Annotated in this window: 23 protein-coding genes and 1 pseudogene; 17 read left to right on the top strand and 7 right to left on the bottom strand. The window is 58.1% G+C overall.

Annotated elements, in window-relative coordinates; all coding sequences use genetic code 11:
- Window positions 1-63 precede the first annotated feature (63 nt).
- Both leuD and GH784_RS07500 read right to left on the bottom strand, forming a co-directional pair.
- Complete coding sequence (gene leuD / locus GH784_RS07505; RefSeq protein ID WP_065705105.1) at window positions 64-669, bottom strand: 3-isopropylmalate dehydratase small subunit; 606 nt, start codon at window positions 667-669, stop codon at window positions 64-66.
- A 165-nt stretch (window positions 670-834) separates the two neighbouring features.
- Window positions 835-1,065, bottom strand: coding sequence for a hypothetical protein (locus GH784_RS07500; RefSeq protein WP_003516445.1), 231 nt, complete (start codon window positions 1,063-1,065; stop codon window positions 835-837).
- 109 nt (window positions 1,066-1,174) lie between these two features.
- On the opposite strand from GH784_RS07500, the gene GH784_RS07495 reads away from it, so the two are divergent.
- Both GH784_RS07495 and GH784_RS07490 read left to right on the top strand, forming a co-directional pair.
- The gene (locus tag GH784_RS07495) at window positions 1,175-2,086 is read left to right on the top strand and encodes an HpcH/HpaI aldolase/citrate lyase family protein (RefSeq protein WP_065705106.1); all 912 of its coding nucleotides are present in this window, start codon (window positions 1,175-1,177) and stop codon (window positions 2,084-2,086) included.
- Complete coding sequence (locus GH784_RS07490) at window positions 2,083-2,289, top strand: DUF1737 domain-containing protein (protein WP_003505258.1); 207 nt, start codon at window positions 2,083-2,085, stop codon at window positions 2,287-2,289. Before GH784_RS07495 ends, GH784_RS07490 begins: the two co-directional genes overlap by 4 nt.
- A 21-nt stretch (window positions 2,290-2,310) precedes the next feature.
- Here the strand turns inward: GH784_RS07490 and GH784_RS07485 are convergent, their stop codons facing one another.
- The gene (locus tag GH784_RS07485) at window positions 2,311-2,751 is read right to left on the bottom strand and encodes a metallopeptidase family protein (protein WP_003516449.1); all 441 of its coding nucleotides are present in this window, start codon (window positions 2,749-2,751) and stop codon (window positions 2,311-2,313) included.
- A gap of 327 nt (window positions 2,752-3,078) precedes the next feature.
- On the opposite strand from GH784_RS07485, the gene rplU reads away from it, so the two are divergent.
- From rplU to GH784_RS07415, 14 genes and pseudogenes are all read left to right on the top strand, one after another.
- Complete coding sequence (gene rplU, locus GH784_RS07480; RefSeq protein WP_003516451.1) at window positions 3,079-3,393, top strand: 50S ribosomal protein L21; 315 nt, start codon at window positions 3,079-3,081, stop codon at window positions 3,391-3,393.
- Window positions 3,394-3,433: 40 nt separating this feature from the next.
- Window positions 3,434-3,703, top strand: coding sequence for a 50S ribosomal protein L27 (gene rpmA / locus GH784_RS07475; protein ID WP_003492686.1), 270 nt, complete (start codon window positions 3,434-3,436; stop codon window positions 3,701-3,703).
- A 131-nt stretch (window positions 3,704-3,834) separates the two neighbouring features.
- Complete coding sequence (locus GH784_RS07470) at window positions 3,835-4,467, top strand: GNAT family N-acetyltransferase (protein ID WP_003516453.1); 633 nt, start codon at window positions 3,835-3,837, stop codon at window positions 4,465-4,467.
- The gene (locus GH784_RS07465) at window positions 4,464-5,054 is read left to right on the top strand and encodes a GNAT family N-acetyltransferase (RefSeq protein ID WP_065662945.1); all 591 of its coding nucleotides are present in this window, start codon (window positions 4,464-4,466) and stop codon (window positions 5,052-5,054) included. The genes GH784_RS07470 and GH784_RS07465 overlap by 4 nt, the downstream gene beginning before the upstream one ends.
- 168 nt (window positions 5,055-5,222) lie before the next feature.
- Entirely contained in the window at window positions 5,223-6,290 is a 1,068-nt protein-coding gene (gene obgE, locus GH784_RS07460; protein WP_003516456.1) for a GTPase ObgE, read from the top strand.
- Window positions 6,287-7,456, top strand: a complete 1,170-nt coding sequence (gene proB, locus GH784_RS07455; RefSeq protein WP_003516458.1) for a glutamate 5-kinase — start codon at window positions 6,287-6,289, stop codon at window positions 7,454-7,456. Before obgE ends, proB begins: the two co-directional genes overlap by 4 nt.
- Window positions 7,449-8,735 (top strand): glutamate-5-semialdehyde dehydrogenase, encoded by a 1,287-nt coding sequence (locus GH784_RS07450; protein ID WP_065705109.1) that lies wholly within the window; start codon window positions 7,449-7,451, stop codon window positions 8,733-8,735. Before proB ends, GH784_RS07450 begins: the two co-directional genes overlap by 8 nt.
- A gap of 42 nt (window positions 8,736-8,777) precedes the next feature.
- Window positions 8,778-9,362, top strand: coding sequence for a nicotinate-nucleotide adenylyltransferase (locus GH784_RS07445; protein ID WP_083211690.1), 585 nt, complete (start codon window positions 8,778-8,780; stop codon window positions 9,360-9,362).
- Between the two features lie 94 nt (window positions 9,363-9,456).
- Window positions 9,457-9,901: pseudogene (gene rsfS, locus GH784_RS07440) on the top strand (ribosome silencing factor).
- A 158-nt stretch (window positions 9,902-10,059) separates the two neighbouring features.
- On the top strand, window positions 10,060-10,542 hold the full coding sequence (gene rlmH, locus GH784_RS07435; protein WP_003516464.1) for a 23S rRNA (pseudouridine(1915)-N(3))-methyltransferase RlmH: 483 nt from the start codon (window positions 10,060-10,062) through the stop codon (window positions 10,540-10,542).
- 160 nt (window positions 10,543-10,702) lie between these two features.
- Window positions 10,703-12,109, top strand: coding sequence for a murein hydrolase activator EnvC family protein (locus GH784_RS07430; protein ID WP_065660031.1), 1,407 nt, complete (start codon window positions 10,703-10,705; stop codon window positions 12,107-12,109).
- A complete protein-coding gene (locus GH784_RS07425) occupies window positions 12,099-13,424 on the top strand; it encodes a S41 family peptidase (RefSeq protein ID WP_003516467.1) in 1,326 nt (441 codons plus the stop codon). Before GH784_RS07430 ends, GH784_RS07425 begins: the two co-directional genes overlap by 11 nt.
- A 63-nt stretch (window positions 13,425-13,487) precedes the next feature.
- A complete protein-coding gene (locus tag GH784_RS07420) occupies window positions 13,488-14,687 on the top strand; it encodes a divergent polysaccharide deacetylase family protein (protein ID WP_065705111.1) in 1,200 nt (399 codons plus the stop codon).
- A gap of 58 nt (window positions 14,688-14,745) precedes the next feature.
- Window positions 14,746-15,258, top strand: coding sequence for an RNA pyrophosphohydrolase (locus tag GH784_RS07415; protein ID WP_013636972.1), 513 nt, complete (start codon window positions 14,746-14,748; stop codon window positions 15,256-15,258).
- 48 nt (window positions 15,259-15,306) lie between these two features.
- On the opposite strand, the gene bfr is transcribed toward GH784_RS07415, so the two are convergent.
- The 4 genes from bfr to GH784_RS07395 all read right to left on the bottom strand — a co-directional run bounded on the left by bfr (window position 15,307) and on the right by GH784_RS07395 (window position 18,362).
- On the bottom strand, window positions 15,307-15,792 hold the full coding sequence (gene bfr, locus GH784_RS07410; RefSeq protein ID WP_003516472.1) for a bacterioferritin: 486 nt from the start codon (window positions 15,790-15,792) through the stop codon (window positions 15,307-15,309).
- Complete coding sequence (locus GH784_RS07405; RefSeq protein WP_013636971.1) at window positions 15,758-16,069, bottom strand: (2Fe-2S)-binding protein; 312 nt, start codon at window positions 16,067-16,069, stop codon at window positions 15,758-15,760. The genes bfr and GH784_RS07405 overlap by 35 nt, the downstream gene beginning before the upstream one ends.
- Before the next feature lie 261 nt (window positions 16,070-16,330).
- On the bottom strand, window positions 16,331-17,056 hold the full coding sequence (gene phbB, locus GH784_RS07400; protein WP_013636970.1) for an acetoacetyl-CoA reductase: 726 nt from the start codon (window positions 17,054-17,056) through the stop codon (window positions 16,331-16,333).
- A 127-nt stretch (window positions 17,057-17,183) separates the two neighbouring features.
- Window positions 17,184-18,362 (bottom strand): acetyl-CoA C-acetyltransferase, encoded by a 1,179-nt coding sequence (locus tag GH784_RS07395; protein ID WP_065705113.1) that lies wholly within the window; start codon window positions 18,360-18,362, stop codon window positions 17,184-17,186.
- A gap of 241 nt (window positions 18,363-18,603) precedes the next feature.
- Between GH784_RS07395 and phaR the strand changes: the two genes are divergently transcribed.
- Entirely contained in the window at window positions 18,604-19,179 is a 576-nt protein-coding gene (gene phaR, locus GH784_RS07390; RefSeq protein ID WP_003516476.1) for a polyhydroxyalkanoate synthesis repressor PhaR, read from the top strand.
- Window positions 19,180-19,186: the final 7 nt, after the last annotated feature.

The following is a 19,186-nucleotide window of genomic DNA, read 5'->3' as shown; positions in this document are numbered from 1 at the left end:
AGCAAAAGCCGATCCGGTACGGTTTTGTACGGGATCGGCTTTTAAAAGAGGATAGAAGTGCGGTCAGGCCCAGGGGCGGACCGAGGCAGTTGCCTTTTCGAACGTGTCGATGGCGCCGGAATGCTCCAGTGTCAGGCCGATGTCGTCGAGGCCGTTCAGCATGCAATGGCGCTTGAATTCATCGATCTCGAAGGTGATCGTGCCGCCATCAGGGCCGCTGATTTCCTGACGTTCCAGATCGATGGACAGAACGGCGTTCGAGCCGCGCGAGGCGTCGTCCAACAGCTTTTCGAGATTCTCGGGGCTGACGACGACAGGCAGAATGCCGTTCTTGAAACAGTTGTTATAAAAGATATCGGCGAAGCTGGTGGAGATCACGCAGCGGATGCCGAAATCGAGAAGCGCCCATGGTGCATGTTCGCGCGAAGAGCCGCAGCCAAAATTATCGCCCGCGACGAGGATCTGGGCGTTCTGGTAAGCGGGCTTGTTCAGCACAAAATCTGGATTGGGCGAGCCATCTTCGAGATAACGCGACTCGGCAAAAAGGCCGGTGCCAAGACCCGTGCGCTTGATGGTCTTAAGATAGTCTTTGGGAATGATCATATCGGTGTCGATATTGACGACCGGCATGGGCGCAGCAACGCCCGTCAGCTTGGTGAATTTTTCCATCTGTCGCTTCCCGTGTTTCCCTGGTCACAAAATCCGGCGAGGACTGACGCCCGCCGGATATTTTCTGTCGGGAAATACTGCAAAACGGATCGCTTTAGAAGCGCAAACCCGCATTCTTCGGTACGCCGCGTGCAGCGTTCTCGCATTTTGGCAGGATTAACGATCTCAGAGATCGATGATCGTGCCTTTGCCGTCGTTCCAGACGCGCATGTCGCGCTGGTTGCGGGGCTTGACCGGAATGGGTGCCGGCTTCATACGCGCCGAAAGCAGACGGGCAGCGCTGAGAACGGCGAGCACGCCGATAAAAGCGACCGTAAGCGAGGCGGTAAAAAGAGCCACCAAAGCCAGAAGTGCGATGCCGGATGCGGCAATGAAAAATGAACGGATGCCTTGCATGATTCAACCTTTCTTTCCAGACGAATGTGGGCCTTCTTCTTCCGGCTTGCAAGAGGATTCAGTGGATTGTGGTGTTGCAGATGTCACAAAAGCTTGACACAAGTGCGGCATGACTAATTTTTTCGAAAATATTCCTGTGAGACCGCGCCGTTCGCTGCTGTCGGTTCCGGCAATCAATGTCAGGGCGCTCGAAAAAATCCGCGATCTCGATTGCGATGGGGTTATTCTCGATCTGGAGGATTCCGTTGCACCCGATGTGAAGGGCGAAGCGCGAGAGAATCTGGGCAGGCTGTTTTCGGATGCGCACTTTGCGGGACGCGAGATCATTATCCGTATCAATCCGCTGTCAACGCCGGATGGTATGGAGGATTTAAAGCTCGTGCTTTCCTGCCGGCCGGATGCGGTATTATTACCGAAGGTAGAGCAGCCCGCCGATATTAACGATGTGGCCGATCTTCTGGCGGAGGCCGATGCGCCCCAGGGCTTGAAAATCTGGGCGATGATCGAGACGCCGCTCGGTGTGTTGAACGCAGCGTCCATTGCTGACGCTGCCCATACGCCGGATGGACGGCTTGCCGCTTTCGTCCTCGGACTCAACGATCTGCGCAAGGAGACACGGGTTCCTTCCGTGCCCGGGCGAACCTACCTCGTGCCATGGATGATGCAGGTGGTGCTTGCCGCCCGCGCCTATGGGCTTGATGTCATCGATAGCGTGTCGAATGATTTTCGCGATATCGCGGCTTTTGGCACCGAGTGCGAGCAGGGCCACGCCATGGGCTTCGATGGCAAGATGCTGATCCACCCGGCCCAGATCGAGCCCGCCAATCGTCACTTCGGCCCCGATGAGGCCGCTGTCGCTGAAGCCAGGGTGATTATTGACGCTTTCGCAAAACCCGAATCTGTGGAATTGAACGTCATCAACATGAACGGGCGGATGATCGAACGGCTGCATGTTAGCCAAGCCGAAAGGCTGGTCGCCATGGCCGATATCATCGCACAACGAAAGGCGCAAAAGACGTGAAGGTCTATCGTTTCATTACAGGTCCCGATGACGCGAAGTTCTGTCACCGGGTCACCGAAGCTCTGAACAAGGGGTGGGAACTTGCCGGTTCACCCAGCTACGCCTTCAACGCCGCAAGCGGCGTCATGCATTGCGGCCAGGCCGTGACCAAGGTGGTCGAGGGCAAGGAATACCACCCGGATATGAAGCTCGGCGAGCAATAAGAGGAGTGGCTGCCGGCGGGCTCAGCGCTCCGCCGCGGCCTCGTCGGCGCTTTCTTCGATCCGCTCCATGTCGTCATCCGACAGGCCGAAGTGATGGCCGATCTCGTGGATGAGGACATGGGTGATGATGTCGCCTAGCGTTTCCTCATTCTCGGCCCAGTAGTCGAGAATGGGGCGGCGATAAAGCGTGATGCGGTTCACCATCTCGCCGGTTTCCATGGTGAAACGTTCGGAGATACCGCGCCCCTCGAACAATCCCAGCAAGTCGAACGGTGTTTCGAGCGCCATGTCCTCGAACACTTCGTCTGTTGGGAAATCAGAGATCTCGATGACGAGATCCTTGGTCAATGCACGGAATTCTTCTGGCAGGTGGCCATATGCCTCGATCGCAAGCGACTCGAAGGCGGAAAGTGTCGGCGCATGGCGGTCCCGCCAATCGTCGGTCTGGTCTATGCGGGCCATTTCTGCTCCTTGTTGAAGGCCCATATAAACACTTGCTGCGCAAATTTCGAGACCTGACTGCTTCGCTTGCCAAAAAAGCATGAAATTCTTGGCGTTAGAGTTACTTTTCAAACATCCGTCATCTTGACATAAACTGATGTCTCGCGTAATTCGCACCCAAATTGATGGCGTATTGCGCCTTCTGTTTATTCCGCCCTTCAAAGGCGGCTTCACCGGCAGACTTTCAAAAGGGCATTCAGTCCTGACGGATTTCCGCTACTCCGACTGATAAAAAGACGGCCAGCTTGCTTTGCGGGCAGAGCCGGAACGAACATGAAAGGATAACAAATGTTCGCAGTCATCAAGACCGGCGGTAAGCAGTACCGCGTAGCGGCCGATGCCGTGCTGACCATCGAAAAGCTGGAAGCAGAGGCAGGCGCAACCGTAGAATTCACCGAAGTTCTCGTGATCGGCGAAGGCGCCGACGCTCAGTTCGGTGCTCCCTTTGTCAAGGGTGCCATCGTCAAGGCTGAAGTTGTCGAGCACAATCGCGGCAAGAAGGTCATCGCCTTCAAGAAGCGTCGTCGTCAGAACTCCAAGCGTTCGCGCGGCCATCGTCAGCATCACACTGTCGTCCGCATCACGGACATCGTTGCTGCCTGATAGGCGCGACACGGGAAACAAGGTTTAAAGGAGAACTCCAATGGCACACAAAAAAGCTGGCGGTTCATCGCGTAACGGTCGCGATTCCGAATCCAAGCGCCTTGGCGTAAAGAAGTTCGGCGGCGAAGCTGTCATTCCAGGCAACATTATTCTGCGTCAGCGCGGAACCCAGTGGCATCCGGGCGCCAACGTTGGCATCGGCAAGGACCACACGATTTTCGCACTGACCGCAGGTAACGTGAACTTCCGTACGAAGGCCAACGGCCGCGTATTCGTATCCGTGGCCCCGAAAGCGGAAGCCGCAGAATAAGCCGGTAAGCGTCATATGCAGCCGGTGTCCCATCGACCCGGCTGAGACGTATCAGGTTCAGTCAAGAAAACAGGGGAGATGGGGTACCACCCAACTCCCCTTTTTCTTTAACCCCCAGGAGGGACTGAACCATGCAAGCTGAATTGTTGAGGGTTGACCAATCACGGTCACCCGAAGAGCGGCCGAGGCCCGATCGGTCGAGGAGCGATTGCCCCGTTTTACTGTCGCAGAGGCTGGTTTTACGCAAGCCTCACGAAGAAGACATCGACGCCCTTGCCCATCTTGCCAACAATGCCAATATCGCGACCATGGTGTCGCGTATGCCGCACCCGTACACGGCCAAAGACGCCGCGGACTTCGTGCGACGCACCAATGCTGGCGAGATCGGCAAGTGCGTCTATGCGATTACCCGCATGGACAATGGCGAGTTTCTGGGTTGCTGCGCGCTTGAGCCGCAGGAAGACGAAAAGACGCTGGAAATCGGTTACTGGCTGGGGGAACCCTACTGGAACCGGGGCTACATGACCGAAGCCACGCATGCGCTGATCGACATGGCCTTCCGCACGCGTGAAATCGACCAGATCGATGCCCGCTGCCGGGTCACCAACATCCCCTCGCGCCGGGTCATCCAGAAGTGCGGTTTCCAGTTCCAGGGCTCCGGCATGGTCGGTTCGCTGGCATTGGGCGGCATGGTACCGGTAGAATGGTACAGGCTGGACCGCAAGACCTGGGTTTCGCTAAAGAGCTGGGGGGACATGGGATGAGCACGATCGAGCTTACCCGTCACCGGGCAACTGCGACGGTCGCGCCGCCCGGCCCCTGCCCGGTCATCGAGACGTCGCGTCTGGTGCTGCGTCCGCAGCGGCTTTCCGATGCTGGCAGCATTGCGGAATCGCTTGGCGATTTTGCCGTGACCAGGATGCTTGCCCGTGTTCCCGCGCCGTATCATCGACAGGATGCGCTGGAATGGCTGGTCCTGCGTACTTCAGGCACCCTGCCCGATTGGGATTTCGCCATCACAAGCGGTGACGATACACTCATCGGCGTCGTCTCGGTCGAATTGCGGCACGGCGAGTGGCATCTCGGCTACTGGCTGAACCGGTTCTACTGGGGCAAGGGTTATATGACCGAGGCGGTGGCCGCCGTGGTCGAGCGGTTCTTCCGCCGCATGCCCGGTGTGGTTCTCCATTCCGGTGTGTTTGCGGATAATCCGGCTTCGCTGCGCGTGCAGGAAAAACTGGGCTTCCGGGTGACCGGCTGCCACCAGATTTACGCCACGGCGCGTGCTGCGATGGTGGCGCATATCGATACGGCGATCACGGCTGAGGATTTCGTTCAGCAGCACCGCTGACAATCAAAACAAGGCCGGTTTCCGCAAACCGGCCTTGTCTCACGCAGGCGCTTCCCGCACGATAGTCTTTGACCTTGTGGAGAAGCGCTTGTATTCGAAACGACGATATTTTTGTTTGGCACAACGCCTTGAGCTGATGTGCCCGCAAACCGACAGAACGGCAGTCCGATGAAATTTCTCGATGAAGCAAAAATCTATATCAAGTCCGGTGATGGCGGCGCGGGCGCCGTTTCCTTCCGGCGCGAAAAATTCATCGAGTTCGGCGGCCCTGATGGCGGCGATGGCGGACGCGGCGGCGACGTCTGGATCGAGGTGGTCAACGGTCTCAACACGCTGATCGACTTCCGCTTCCAGCAGCATTTCAAGGCCTCGATCGGACAGCACGGCATGGGTAAGACCCGCACCGGCGCCAAGGGTTCCGACGTGGTTCTGAAAGTGCCTGTCGGCACGCAGATTTTCGAGGAAGACAACGAGACGCTGATCGTCGACCTGACAAAGGAAGGCCAGCGTTTTCGTCTTGCCGCTGGCGGTAACGGCGGTTTCGGCAACGCCTATTTCAAGTCTTCGACCAATCAGGCGCCGACCCATGCCAATCCGGGCCTTGCGGGCGAAGAAAAGACGCTCTGGCTTCGCCTGAAGCTGATCGCTGACGCCGGTCTCGTTGGTCTGCCGAATGCAGGTAAGTCGACATTCCTCGCGACCGTGACGCGCGCGCGGCCGAAGATCGCCAATTATCCTTTCACGACCCTGCATCCGAACCTCGGCGTTGCGACCATCGATGGCCGTGAATTCGTGCTGGCCGATATTCCCGGCCTGATCGAAGGCGCGCATGAGGGTGTTGGCATCGGCGACCGTTTCCTCGGCCACGTGGAGCGCACCCGTGTGCTTCTGCATCTCGTCTCCGCTCAGGAAGAAAAGGTCGGGCAGGCCTATAAGACTGTTAAGGCCGAACTGGATGCCTATGGTGGCGGGCTGACCGACAAGCCAGAAATCGTGGCGCTTTCGCAGATCGACGTGCTGGACGAAAAAGAACTGAAAAAGAAGGCAAAGGAACTGGAAAAGGCCTGCGGCCGTCCTCCGCTCCTTCTGTCTGCCGCTGCCCACATCGGTATGACGGAGGCGCTGCGCGCCCTTCGCGATATCATCGTCTCGGCAAGCAATGGCGGCGAGACCGCCCTTCCCGACCGCTCAATGCCTGTGGATAGCGAGGCCGAGGAAGAGGACGATCGCCTATGAGCCTCACCCGCAAACCGCTGGGTAGCCACCACCGGATCGTTATCAAGATCGGTTCGGCACTTCTGGTGGACCGGAAAAGCGGGCTGAAGAAAGATTGGCTCGACGCCATTTGCGAGGACATCGCTGCGCTGAAGAAAAACGGCGCAGATGTTCAGGTGGTGTCTTCTGGCGCCATCGCGCTCGGCCGCACGGTGCTCGGTCTGCCCTCCGGCGCATTAAAGCTGGAGGAAAGTCAGGCAGCGGCGGCCGTCGGCCAGATCGCTCTGGCGCGGGCTTGGTCGGAAAGCCTGTCGCGGCATGAGATCGTCGCTGGCCAGATTCTGCTGACGCTGTCCGACACCGAGGAGCGCCGCCGTTACCTCAATGCGCGCGCCACCATCAACCAGCTGCTGAAGATCGGTGCCATTCCGATCATCAATGAAAACGACACGGTGGCAACCACCGAAATCCGCTACGGCGACAATGACCGTCTGGCCGCCCGCGTGGCCACCATGACCGGTGCCGATCTTCTGGTATTGCTGTCTGATATTGACGGGCTTTACACGGCTCCGCCGCATCTTGATCCGGATGCGAAGTTCCTTGAGACGATTGCAGATATTACGCCCGAGATTGAGGCCATGGCAGGCGGTGCGGCTTCCGAGCTTTCACGCGGCGGCATGCGCACCAAGATCGATGCTGGCAAGATCGCGACCGCTGCAGGCTGCGGCATGATCATCGCTTCCGGCAAGACGCTCAATCCGTTGAAGGCCATCGAAAACGGCGCCCGCTCCTCGTGGTTTGCGCCATCAGGCACACCGGTGACGGCGCGAAAGACCTGGATTGCCGGTCAGTTGCAGCCGGCAGGTGAGATTCATGTGGATGCGGGTGCGGAAAAAGCGCTCTATGCCGGTAAAAGCCTGCTTCCCGCGGGCGTGCGGGTGGTGAAGGGCAATTTTGGGCGCGGCGATGCGATTGCCATTATCGGCGTTGAAGGCCGAGAGGTCGCGCGCGGCCTTGCAGGCTACGATGCGGAAGAGGCGCGTCTTATCATCGGTCACAAGTCCAACGAGATCGAGGCGATACTTGGCTATGTGGGGCGTGCGGCGATGATCCATCGCGACGATCTGGTAATGACGGGTGCCGCCGTGAAAGTTAAAAATACTGAAAAGGATGAGGTCCATGCCTGAACAGGCCGTGAAGCAGAGCCATGATATTGATGCACTGATGATGACCATCGGTGCACAGGCAAAATCTGCTTCGCGACCGTTGTCCATCGCAGGTACGGATCAGAAAAACCGTGCGCTTCTCGCCATGGCGTCCGCCATCGAGGCGTCGAGGGAAACGATCCTTGCCGCCAACAGGAAAGATCTGGCGGCGGCGGATAATAGCGGCCTTGCCGCTTCCTTCATCGACAGGCTTACGCTTGAAGATGCGCGGATCGCCGGCATCGCCGAAGGCATCCGCTCGGTTGCCGCGCTGCCTGATCCGGTTGGCGAAGTTATTGCCGCCTGGGATCGCCCGAACGGTCTGAAGATCGAGCGCGTGCGCACGCCGCTTGGCGTCATCGGCGTGATTTACGAAAGCCGCCCGAATGTGACTGCAGATGCCGGCGCGCTCTGCCTCAAGGCGGGCAATGCGGTCATCCTGCGCGGCGGCTCGGATTCGCAACATTCATCGCGTGCTATCCATGCCTGCCTCGTCGAGGGCCTGAAGATCGCCGGCCTTCCCGAGCATGCCATTCAGCTGGTGCCGGTCACCGACCGCGCTGCCGTGGGCGCGCTTCTTGGTGGATTGAATGGCGCGGTTGACGTGATTGTGCCGCGCGGAGGCAAAAGCCTGGTTGCGCGGGTGCAGTCCGAGGCGCGTGTGCCGGTCTTTGCGCATCTGGAAGGTATTTGCCATATCTATGTCGACGGATCGGCCGATCTCGACATGGCGAAACGCATCGTCGTGAATGCCAAGATGCGCCGCACCGGCATTTGCGGCGCGGCGGAAACGCTGCTGGTGGATGTCGCTGTTGTTGCCACGCATCTTGAACCGCTCGTCAAGGGCCTGATCGAGGCCGGTTGTGAAGTACGCGGTTCGCAGGCCGTGCGTAATGTTGTCGAGGGCTTGAAAGCCGCAACGGAAGATGACTGGCGCACCGAATATCTCGATGCGATCATTTCGGTTGCTGTCGTGGACGGTATTTCCGGCGCGATCGAGCACATCAGCACCTATTCGTCCAACCACACGGAGGCGGTGATCGCCGAGGACCCAGGGGTGGTCGAGCGTTTCTTCAACGAACTCGATTCGGCCATTCTGCTGCATAACGCTTCCACGCAATTTGCCGATGGCGGTGAATTCGGAATGGGTGCGGAAATCGGCATCGCCACGGGCAAGATGCATGCACGCGGCCCGGTTGGTGTCGAGCAGCTCACCTCGTTCAAATACCGCGTGCATGGCACCGGTCAGACGCGGACCTGATAGTTGCTGGTCGAAACACGCCTCGACAGACGTTATCTCACCATGCCGCATGTGGAGCGCGGCATGGTCGTCGGGCTGTTTGGCGGCTCCTTCAATCCGCCGCATGCCGGCCATGCCCTTGTTGCCGAAATAGCGCTTCGCAGGCTGGGTCTAGACCAGCTCTGGTGGATGGTGACGCCAGGCAATCCGCTGAAAAGCCGCTCGGAGCTGGCATCTCTGGAGGATCGTATCGCTGCCTGCGAAAGGCTGGTCAGCGATCCCCGCATCAAGGTGACAGCTTTTGAAAAATCGCTGGGGATCAGCTACACGGCCAATACGCTTGCCAAGGTGAAAGCAAAAAATCCGCATGTTCGCTTCATTTGGATCATGGGAGCCGACAATCTGAAAAGCTTCCATCGCTGGCAACAATGGCGAAGGATCGCCGAGACCTTTCCGATTGCGGTGATCGACCGGCCGGGTTCCACCCTCTCCTACCTCTCCTCCACCATGGCGCAGGCCTATAGCCAGGCGCGGATCGATGAGGATGATGCGGGTGTTTTGTGGAAAAAAAAGGCGCCTGCCTGGGTCTTTATCCATGGTCCGCGTTCCACGCTCAGTTCGACGGCGCTCCGCAATAATCACAAATGATGTATGCGACAGCCGTTGAAGGCTCCATATCTTGAAAAGTTAATGCTTTGGTGCCACCTTAATCTGGTGACGCACAGATTCGCGTCGCCAGTGCCTGTTTTGTCATTCTTGGAAAGGGAAAACCTCTGACAACAGTACACGCCAAGGGAAGAGCATTTGTTGCTATCCCGAAGGGTCAGGACAGTGGCGCCGATGCCGCCGACCACGCCCTCGAAACCGTCCTCGCGAGCCTCGAGGACTCCAAGGCTGAAGATATCGTATCTCTCGACATTGCCGGAAAATCGGCGCTTGCGGACTACATGGTGGTGGTCTCCGGGCGATCGAACAGGCATGTCTCGGCGATCTGCGAGCATCTTCTCAAGGATATGAAGGATGAAGGGTTTGGAAGCGCCCGCGTCGAAGGTCTCGAGACCGGAGATTGGGTGCTGATCGATACCGGCGATATCATCGTTCATGTGTTCCGTCCGGAAATCCGTGTCTTCTACAACATTGAAAAAATGTGGGCGACGCCGGAAATGCCGGAAGACACGCTGCATTGATGCGGTGAGCCTTTGACGTCGCACATCGGGCCTCCCGAATATCATTTTTGATTTCGGGTCGATGTGTGTGGTCGGAAAGCAAGCCGGCCGCATAGGAATCCGTAGGCTATGCTGTTAAGAGCGTGACCCTGTTGGGTCACGATGGATGCAGGTTTGCGATGCGGATTTCGATTTTTGCGGTGGGACGGCTGAAATCCGGCCCGGAAAAGGATCTTGCGACCCGTTATATCGAACGCCTTGCCAAAACCGGCCCGGCGATCGGGTTGGAGTTTTCGCGCGTGATCGAGGTCGCGGAAAGCCGGGCATCGAACGCGGAGACGCGCAAGCGCGAAGAAGCGGCGATGCTGGAAAAACATCTGGCTGATGGTACCGTGCTTGTGCTGCTGGACGAGCGCGGCAAGGCGCTGGATAGCCCGGCCTTTGCCTCATTTTTTGGCGATCTGCGTGATAGCGGCAAGCGCGACCTCGTGATCGCGATTGGTGGCGCCGACGGCCTAGATCCTGCACTTTACGACAGAGCGGCGGCCGTTCTTAATCTCGGCAAGCTCACATGGCCGCACCAGATCGTTCGTATTCTGATCGCCGAACAGCTTTACCGCGCCGTCACCATCCTCTCCGGTCATCCCTATCATCGCGTTTGAGCGTGATCTTCATGTGGAAAATTGTCTCAATTTCAACATGAAGCTTCGCGAGACGGAAAGGCGTGGAAGGCTTTGAAGCCAGCCTGTTTCTGGCCTCTTGGAAGATTGGGGCAAAATCCCTAATATCGGCGCTCCTGCTTCGGCATCAAAGAAAGTTCAAATGGACAAGAGGTCTCAACGAAAACGCCACGCTGCCCTTGCGGGCGCGGTTTTCGCTGTCCTTGTCCTGGGGATTTCCCCCGTTGAACGCGCCTTTTCGCGCGACGATGCGGGTGCCGCGCCTGCTGGTGAGGGTGATTCGTCGCCGGAGGCGCTTCAGACGCTGGAAAAGCGCCGTGATCAGAACCGCCAGGATCTGGAAGAACTGGTCGACAGCATCGGACTTTCGGAAGACAAGACGCGAAATCTCGAGGAAAGCATTGCTTCCCTTAATCAGGATAGCGCCCGTATCCGCGACGAGCTGATAGCGTCGGCTGCGCGCCGCAAGGCACTGGAAACCAAGATCAGCGATGGCGAGGATCGTCTGGCCAAGCTTTCGGTCCGCGAAGATGGCGTCAAGGCATCACTGCGCGAGAGGCGTGGCGTGCTGGCGGAGGTTCTGGCGGCGCTGCAGCGTATGGGCAGAAACCCTCCCCCCGCCCTTCTCGTTTCGCCTGATGATGCGCTGGCTTCGGTGCGCAGCGCCATTCTTCTCGGCGCCGTCGTGCCCGGCATTCGCGGTGAGACCGACAAGCTGGTTTCTGCTCTCAAAGAATTGACCGACGTCAGGCAGGCAATCGCTCGCGAAAAGGACGATCTTACGGGTATGATGACGGCAAGTCTGGAAGAGGAAAAACGCCTCGACCTGCTGCTTGCTGAAAACGACCGCAGAAATTCGCAGACGGCCGCGGCGCTGGAGGCGGAACGTAAGCGATCCGAGGAGCTTGCAAGCAAGGCGACCAGCCTTGAGGGTCTGGTCGGTTCGCTTGAAAGTGAGATCAGTTCGGTGCGGGAAGCTATGGAAAGGGCGCGTGCGGAAGAGCAGCGCGTGGCCCGTCTTTCCGAAGCGGAACGTGAGAAGGAGCGTGCCGCAGCCGAGGCGGGAATGCCCGATAAAAACCGTATTGCGCCCGCATATCCCTTCGCGAGTTTGAAGGCAAAGCTGGACCTGCCGGTGGCTGGAGATGTGTTGCGCCGGTTCGGCGATGCGGATGGTACGGGCCACTTTTCCAAGGGAATTGTCGTCGCGACCGGACCTGAGGCCATCGTGACGGCACCCGCAGACGGCTTTGTTGTATTTGCCGGAGATTTTCGCAGTTACGGCCGAATGATCATCCTCAATACGGGTGACGGATACCATGTGGTCATGACGGGAATGGACAATGTGAGGACACGACAGGGAATGTTTGTGTTCTCCGGAGAGCCAATCGCCTCCATGGGTGCAAAAAGAGTAGCGAGTGCAGCAGCATTGGCGCTGGAAACCGACCGGCCAACGCTCTACATTGAGTTCAGGAAAGATGGTGTGCCGGTTGATTCCCAACCTTGGTGGACCGCAAAAAATACCGGAAGGGCGCACAATGATTCGTAAGGTTTCGCTTCTCCTTATCGGTGGGCTTATGGGCGCCACGGCGATGAGTGTGATTTATTCGGCGAGCATGCCGGCACAGGCGGCCGGGCCTTCGACCTATAAGGAACTGTCAATCTTTGGCGACGTGTTCGAACGTGTGCGTGCGCAATATGTGACGCCGCCGGATGACGAGAAGCTGGTCGAAAACGCCATCAACGGCATGCTCAGCTCGCTTGATCCGCATTCGAGCTTCATGAATGCCAAGGACGCCAACGACATGCGCACCCAGACCAAGGGTGAGTTCGGCGGTCTCGGCATCGAAGTGACCATGGAAAATGAACTGGTCAAAGTCATCTCGCCGATGGACGACACGCCGGCTTCGCGCGCAGGCATTCTTGCCGGCGACTATATTTCGGAAATCGACGGTACGCCGGTTCGCGGTCTGAAGCTGGAGCAGGCGGTCGAGAAGATGCGCGGCGCGGTCAAGACGCCGATCAAGCTGACGATCATCCGCCAGGGCGCCGACAAACCGCTCGAATTCACCGTCATGCGTGATGTCATTGCCGTACGCGCGGTCAAGTCCCGTGTCGAGGGCGATGTCGGTTATCTCCGCGTCATCTCATTTACCGAGAAGACCTATGACGATCTCGAAAAGGCGATCAAGAAGATCAAGACGGATGTGCCGGCTGACAAGCTGAAGGGCTACGTGCTCGATCTGCGTCTCAACCCCGGTGGTCTGCTCGATCAGGCGATCAATGTTTCCGACGCCTTCCTCCAGCGTGGCGAAGTCGTTTCGACCCGTGGCCGTAACCCGGACGAGACCCGTCGCTTCAATGCAACGGCTGGCGATCTGACCGATGGCAAGCCGGTTATCGTGCTCATCAACGGTGGCTCTGCTTCGGCGTCTGAAATCGTCGCCGGTGCGCTGCAGGATCTGCGTCGCGCGACTGTGGTCGGCACGCGCTCCTTCGGCAAGGGTTCGGTCCAGACGATCATCCCGCTCGGCGAGGCCGGCGCGCTGCGTCTGACCACGGCGCTTTATTACACGCCGTCTGGCAAATCGATCCAGGGCACGGGCATTACGCCTGATATCAAGGTCGAACAGCCGCTGCCGCCGGAATTGCAGGGCCGTGTCACGACCGAAGGTGAATCCAGCCTGACCGGCCATATAAAGGGCCAGAGCGAAACGGACGAAGGTTCGGGTTCTTCAGCTTACGTTCCGCCGGAAGCCAAGGACGATATCCAGCTGAATTATGCGCTGGACCTGTTGCGCGGTGCCAAGACCGATCCGTCGTTCCCGCCGAACCCGGACAAGGCTGTGGTCAACAAGCAGTAAGATGGATGCGCCGGCCAGCCGGCGCATTTTCTCGATTGCCTAACCGTTTGGACGGATCGTTCATTGCCTTCTGACCTGCGAAAACCGCTTCTGGGTCGACAGAAAAAAAGCGCCGGTATCAACCGGCGCTTTTCCGTCATTATGGTTCTGTCCGCGCTTGCAGTTCTGACGATCGGCGGGCTTTCCGTCTATACGGCCCTGTCGCCCGGCAATCTGCAGAAGACGGCTTCCGGGCCGGACACCCAGCCCCAGCTCCCCGAAGATGCTCCGAAAACGGCAGCAGCCGATGTGGCGGATCCCAACGATACGGCTGGTCTGAAGCCGGAAAGCGGCCGCTCCGGCGCGAATATAAATCGGGCGACGATGCCGGATGGCAATGTGGTATCGGTCTATTCTCCTCGCCCCCGTGACAGCGACGGACCGGTGCTGATGAGCGGCCAGACCTACGGTCAGGATCCGCGCATGGCCACGCGGCCGAATGATGCATTGCTGGAAGAAACCGCATTCGGCAGATTGCCGGTCGTCGGTGCCGATGGTTTGCGGCCGATGGAGCAATATGCCCGGCCATGGTCCGGCGCACGCGGCACCCGGGTGGCGATCGTGGTCGGTGGTCTCGGCCTCAGCCAGACGGGTTCGCAAAAGGCGATCCGGGAACTGCCGCCGGAGGTGACGCTCGGTTTTGCTGCAAGCGGTAACAGCCTGCAGCGCTGGATGCAGGAAGCACGCCGTGAGGGGCATGAAATCCTTCTCCAGATACCGCTGGAGCCCTTCGGGTATCCCGGCACCAATCCCGGCCCGGACACGCTGCTGGCGGGCGATCCCGCGAAGGTCAATATCGACCGGCTGCATCGCTCCATGGCGAAAATTACCAATTATACTGGCATCATGAATTATCTCGGCGGGCGTTTCCTTTCCGAGCAGGCGGCGCTCGAGCCGGTCATGCGCGATATCGGCAAGCGCGGGCTGCTTTTTCTGGACGATGCCTCTTCGGCGCAGTCGCTGAGCGGCGGGATTGCCAAAGCCATTTCCGCGCCGCAGGGCTTTGCCGATGTTCTGCTTGACGGTGAGGTCACCGAAGCCACTATCCTGCACAAGCTGGACGAATTGGAGCGGATCGCGCGACGTAACGGTCAGGCGATCGGCGTTGCCTCGGCTTTTGACGAAAGCATCGCTGCAATCTCGAAGTGGTCGCGGGAGGCGGGCGGTCGTGGTATTGAGATCGTTGGTGTTTCTGCGCTTGTTTCGCAGCAGGCGGGGCAGTAAACCTTCTGCGCGGCCATTCCTTAGCGCCTTTTCGGCGCGCAGACAGTGCGGGTTTCCAATGACAATCAAAGCAGAAGATTTGCCTTACCGTCCCTGTGCGGGGATTATGGTTCTGAACGCCGAAGGCCTTGTCTGGGCCGGCCGGCGCATCAGGGAAGGCAATTCGGAATATGACGGTTCACCGCAATTGTGGCAGATGCCGCAGGGCGGCATCGATGACGGTGAACGGCCTTTGACGGCCGCCATTCGCGAACTTTACGAAGAGACGGGGATGAAAACGGTGACGTTGCTGGCGGAAGCGAGCGACTGGATCCATTATGATCTGCCGCCCGAACTGATCGGCATCGGCCTGAGAGGCAAGTATCGCGGGCAGGCGCAACGCTGGTTTGCCTTCCGTTTCGATGGCGACGAAAGCGAAATCCAGATCGACCCACCTCCAACAGGGCATACGGCTGAATTCGACGCCTGGGACTGGAAGCCGATGGAAAGCCTGCCAGAGCTCATCGTGCCCTTCAAGCGCGCGGTCTACGAGAAAGTGGTTGCGGAATTCCGGCACCTTGCCGGCAAGTAATAAAAAAGGCGGCCACTGGCCGCCTTTTCTTTGGTCGATTGCGAAAGCTTATTCTGCCTCGTTGGCGGAATCGGCGTTGAGTTGGCCGTATTTTTCCGCACCGATCTTGCCGAGCAGTTCGAGCTGGGTCTCAAGGAAGTCGATGTGACCTTCCTCGTCGATCAGCAGTGCTTCGAACAGCTTCATCGAGACATAGTCTCCGGCCTCGGAACAGATGTCGCGCGATTTCTTGTAGGACGTCCGTGCGTCATATTCGCCCGCCAGATCGGCTTCGAGCACTTCCTTGACGTTCTGACCGATGCGCAGGGGAGCCAGGGTCTGGAGGTTGGGATGACCTTCCAGGAAAATGATACGATCGATGATCTTGTCGGCGTGCTGCATCTCTTCGATGGATTCCGCACGCTCCTTCTTTGCAAGCTTGGTGTAGCCCCAGTCATTCAGAAGTCGGTAGTGAAGCCAATACTGGTTTACCGCACCGAGTTCTAGAAAAAGGGCTTCGTTAAGCCGCTCGATGACTCTTGTGTCGCCTTTCAATGTCCGCTCTCCTGTTCTCTTCATGGAATCGCTTCAAGCGGGACATAAAATCAAAAACATCTGCTTCCGTCGAGTGGCGACGGGCGTGATATTCTTCAGTTGTCTGTATGATCAGGTCGACGACAGTCGGGAAACAGCCGCAGCAGCGGCCACGTTTTTCCATGGCATGATACACTTTTGCCGGAACGATAAGCTGCCAACAGTCCTCATCGAGGAGTTCGTTAATGACGTCCCGGATATCGTGGTCGGTGATGTAATTGCAGCTGCAAACCAGCATGATCGACTGCCTGTATGACGCAACACGTTGTTTTCGTTCTTAAACCAAAACAGGACACCCACTGTCAAGAAAAACCTCCGAGGATATCCGAAAGTGAACTCTGGATTCATTCTAAACTATACGAAAACTGTCGTATTTTCATTAGTTTAGCAGTTCCTATATTGCGGTATTTTTCGATCAAGTTTTTGTGCGTGGCGATATCATCAGGGCAAATATCACGAAAAGTTTACCTGCTTCCTTCCCGTTAGAAGGGTGCCGATCTCAGGCGAAATATTGCCCGCCATTTGCGGTCATCGTGGAGCCGGTTATGAAACCAGCCTCGTCCGACACGAGAAACAGGACGCAGCGCGCGATTTCTTCCGGTTCGCCCAGGCGCCCGACCGGGATTTGCGGCACGATCCGCTCGGCCAGCACTTTCTCCGGTATAGCCCTCACCATCTCCGTGCCGATGTAACCGGGGCAGATGGCGTTGACGGTAATGTTGCGGCTTGCGCCTTCCTGGGCGAGCGCCTTGGTGAAGCCGATATCGCCAGCCTTTGAGGCGGAATAGTTGACCTGGCCTGCCTGGCCCTTCTGGCCATTGATGGAGGAAATATTGACGATGCGACCGAAGCCGCGGTCGCGCATACCCGGCCAGACTGGATGCGTCATGTTGAAGACGCCGGTGAGGTTGGTGTCGATCACCTCGCGCCATTGCTGCGGTGTCATCTTGTGAAACATCGCATCGCGGGTGATGCCGGCATTGTTGACGAGAACCTCGACGGGGCCGAAGGCCTCTTCAACCTGGGCTATGCCTTTCACGCAGGCATCATAGTCTCGCACGTCCCATTGAAACGCGGGGATGCCGGTTTCTTTCTGGAAGGCCTCTGCCCTATCGGTCGTGAAGGCGTAATTGACGGCCACCTGGTAGCCGGCTGCCTGCAAGGCGCGGGCTATTGCTGCGCCTATGCCGCTTGTCCCGCCCGAAATTAACGCAACCCGGCTCATATGGCCTCCATTTCCTGAACTGTTTTAGCCGTGCTCAACGGCCACAGAAATGCGGCCAATGGGAGACCGCTTCTACCCTATTGGCCGCTGAACCGGAATTGCTTTTTGGAAGGCCGCACGGCGGTTTTCAGAGCGCCTCGATGCACATGGCAACACCCATGCCGCCGCCGATGCAGAGCGTCGCGAGCCCCTTCGATACGTTGCGGCGGCGCATCTCGAAAATCAGCGTGTTCAGCACACGGGCGCCGGATGCGCCAATCGGATGGCCGATGGCGATCGCACCGCCATTGACGTTGACGATATCAGGATCAAGACCAAGCTCACGCACGACAGCGCAGGACTGGGCGGCAAAGGCTTCGTTGGCCTCAACGAGGCCGATATCGCCGATCGACCAGCCTGCCTTGGCCAGCGCCTTGCGTGAGGCGGGGATGGGGCCGGTTCCCATGATCTGCGGATCGACACCCGCCGTCGCCCAGGAGGCGATGCGCGCCAGCGGTTTGATACCGCGCTTTGCCGCTTCCTGCTCCGACATCAAAAGTGTGGCAGCAGCGCCATCATTGAGGCCGGAGGCGTTGCCGGCCGTTACCGTGCCCTCCTTGTCGAAGGCGGGGCGCAGCTTTGCCATGATTTCCAGCGAAACACCGGTACGGATGTGTTCGTCAGCATCGATGATGATATCTGCCTTGCGGCCCTTGACCGTGAAAGCCACGATCTCATCCGCAAAACGGCCGGCGCTCTGCGCGGCTTCGGCCTTGTTTTGCGATGCGACAGCGAACTGGTCCTGTTCATCACGGGAAAGCTGCCATTGCCGGGCGATGTTCTCGGCGGTTATGCCCATGTGATAGCCGTAAAAGGCATCCGTCAGGCCGTCTTTCAGCATGGTGTCGATCATCTTGAAATCGCCCATCTTCACGCCGCCACGTAAATGGGCGCAATGGGGCGCCATGGACATGGATTCCTGACCGCCGGCAATGATGATGGCCGCGTCGCCGGTAACGATCTGCTGCATGCCGAGTGCGACAGCGCGCAGGCCGGAACCGCATAACTGATTGATGCCGAAGGCGGTTGCTTCCTGCTGAATGCCGGCTTTCATTGCCGCCTGCCGCGCCGGGTTCTGCCCTTCGCCTGCCGTCAACACCTGACCGAGGATGACCTCGTCGATTTCATGGGCTGCGACACCGGCGCGCTCCAGGACGGCGTTGATGACGGTTGCCCCAAGCTCGTGGGCGGGCGTATTGGCAAAGCCACCATTGAAAGAACCGACGGCAGTGCGCGCAGCGCTGGCAATCACGATTGAAGGCGTCATCTGTTTCTCCTCACTTGCGGGCGGAGACTGGCAAAGCTTTGAATACAAGTCAAATGCCGAAAGTTGCTTTAAAAGATGTTGCTAAATCAAGCCGGAATCTTGCGGAAAATTGCTGCGCAAAAAACAAACTGTTGCGATGCACAAAACATTTGTCACGAGGCTTGTTTTGCGCATACACTTCGCGCGGGAAGAGCAATAACACCAAAAAACAAGAAAATACCATCATCGCGAGGAGGCGGGCATGGCAAAACACGACGGCGAAACAATCATTAAAAAATATGCCAACCGGCGGCTCTACAACACCGGAACCAGCACCTATGTGACGCTGGATGATCTGGCGCAGATGGTTAAACGCGGCGAGGACTTCAAGGTTCAGGACGCCAAATCATCCGAAGACATCACTCATGCGGTTCTAACGCAGATCATTGTTGAACAGGAAGCCAAAACCGGCAATACGCTTTTGCCAACGGCGTTTTTGCGGCAATTGATCTCCTATTACGGTGACCAGATGCAGATGGTCGTTCCGACATTTCTCGAACATTCGATGAAAACCTTCTCCGATCAGCAGAGCCAGATGCAGGAGCATATGGCCAAGGCGTTCGGTGACGGGTCGCTTGCCCGGAATTTCCAGGCTCCATTGCAAATGATGGAAGAGCAGATCCGCCGCAATACCGAACTGTTCCGGCAGGCGATGCAGGGGTTCACGCCTTTTGCAATGCCGCAGGCGCCCAAGGAAACGCGCAAGCCGAATGCATCCGAAATCGATGAGCTGAAGTCGCAGCTGCGCGCATTGCAGCAAAAACTCGATCAGCTCTGAAGGAGGC

The sequence above is a fragment of the Agrobacterium tumefaciens genome, from assembly GCF_009649785.1.
In the GTDB taxonomy this organism is placed as follows: Bacteria; Pseudomonadota; Alphaproteobacteria; order Rhizobiales; family Rhizobiaceae; genus Agrobacterium; species Agrobacterium tumefaciens.
The sequence above is the reverse complement of the archived record's forward strand: the minus strand, read 5'-3'. Positions and strand labels throughout refer to the sequence as shown.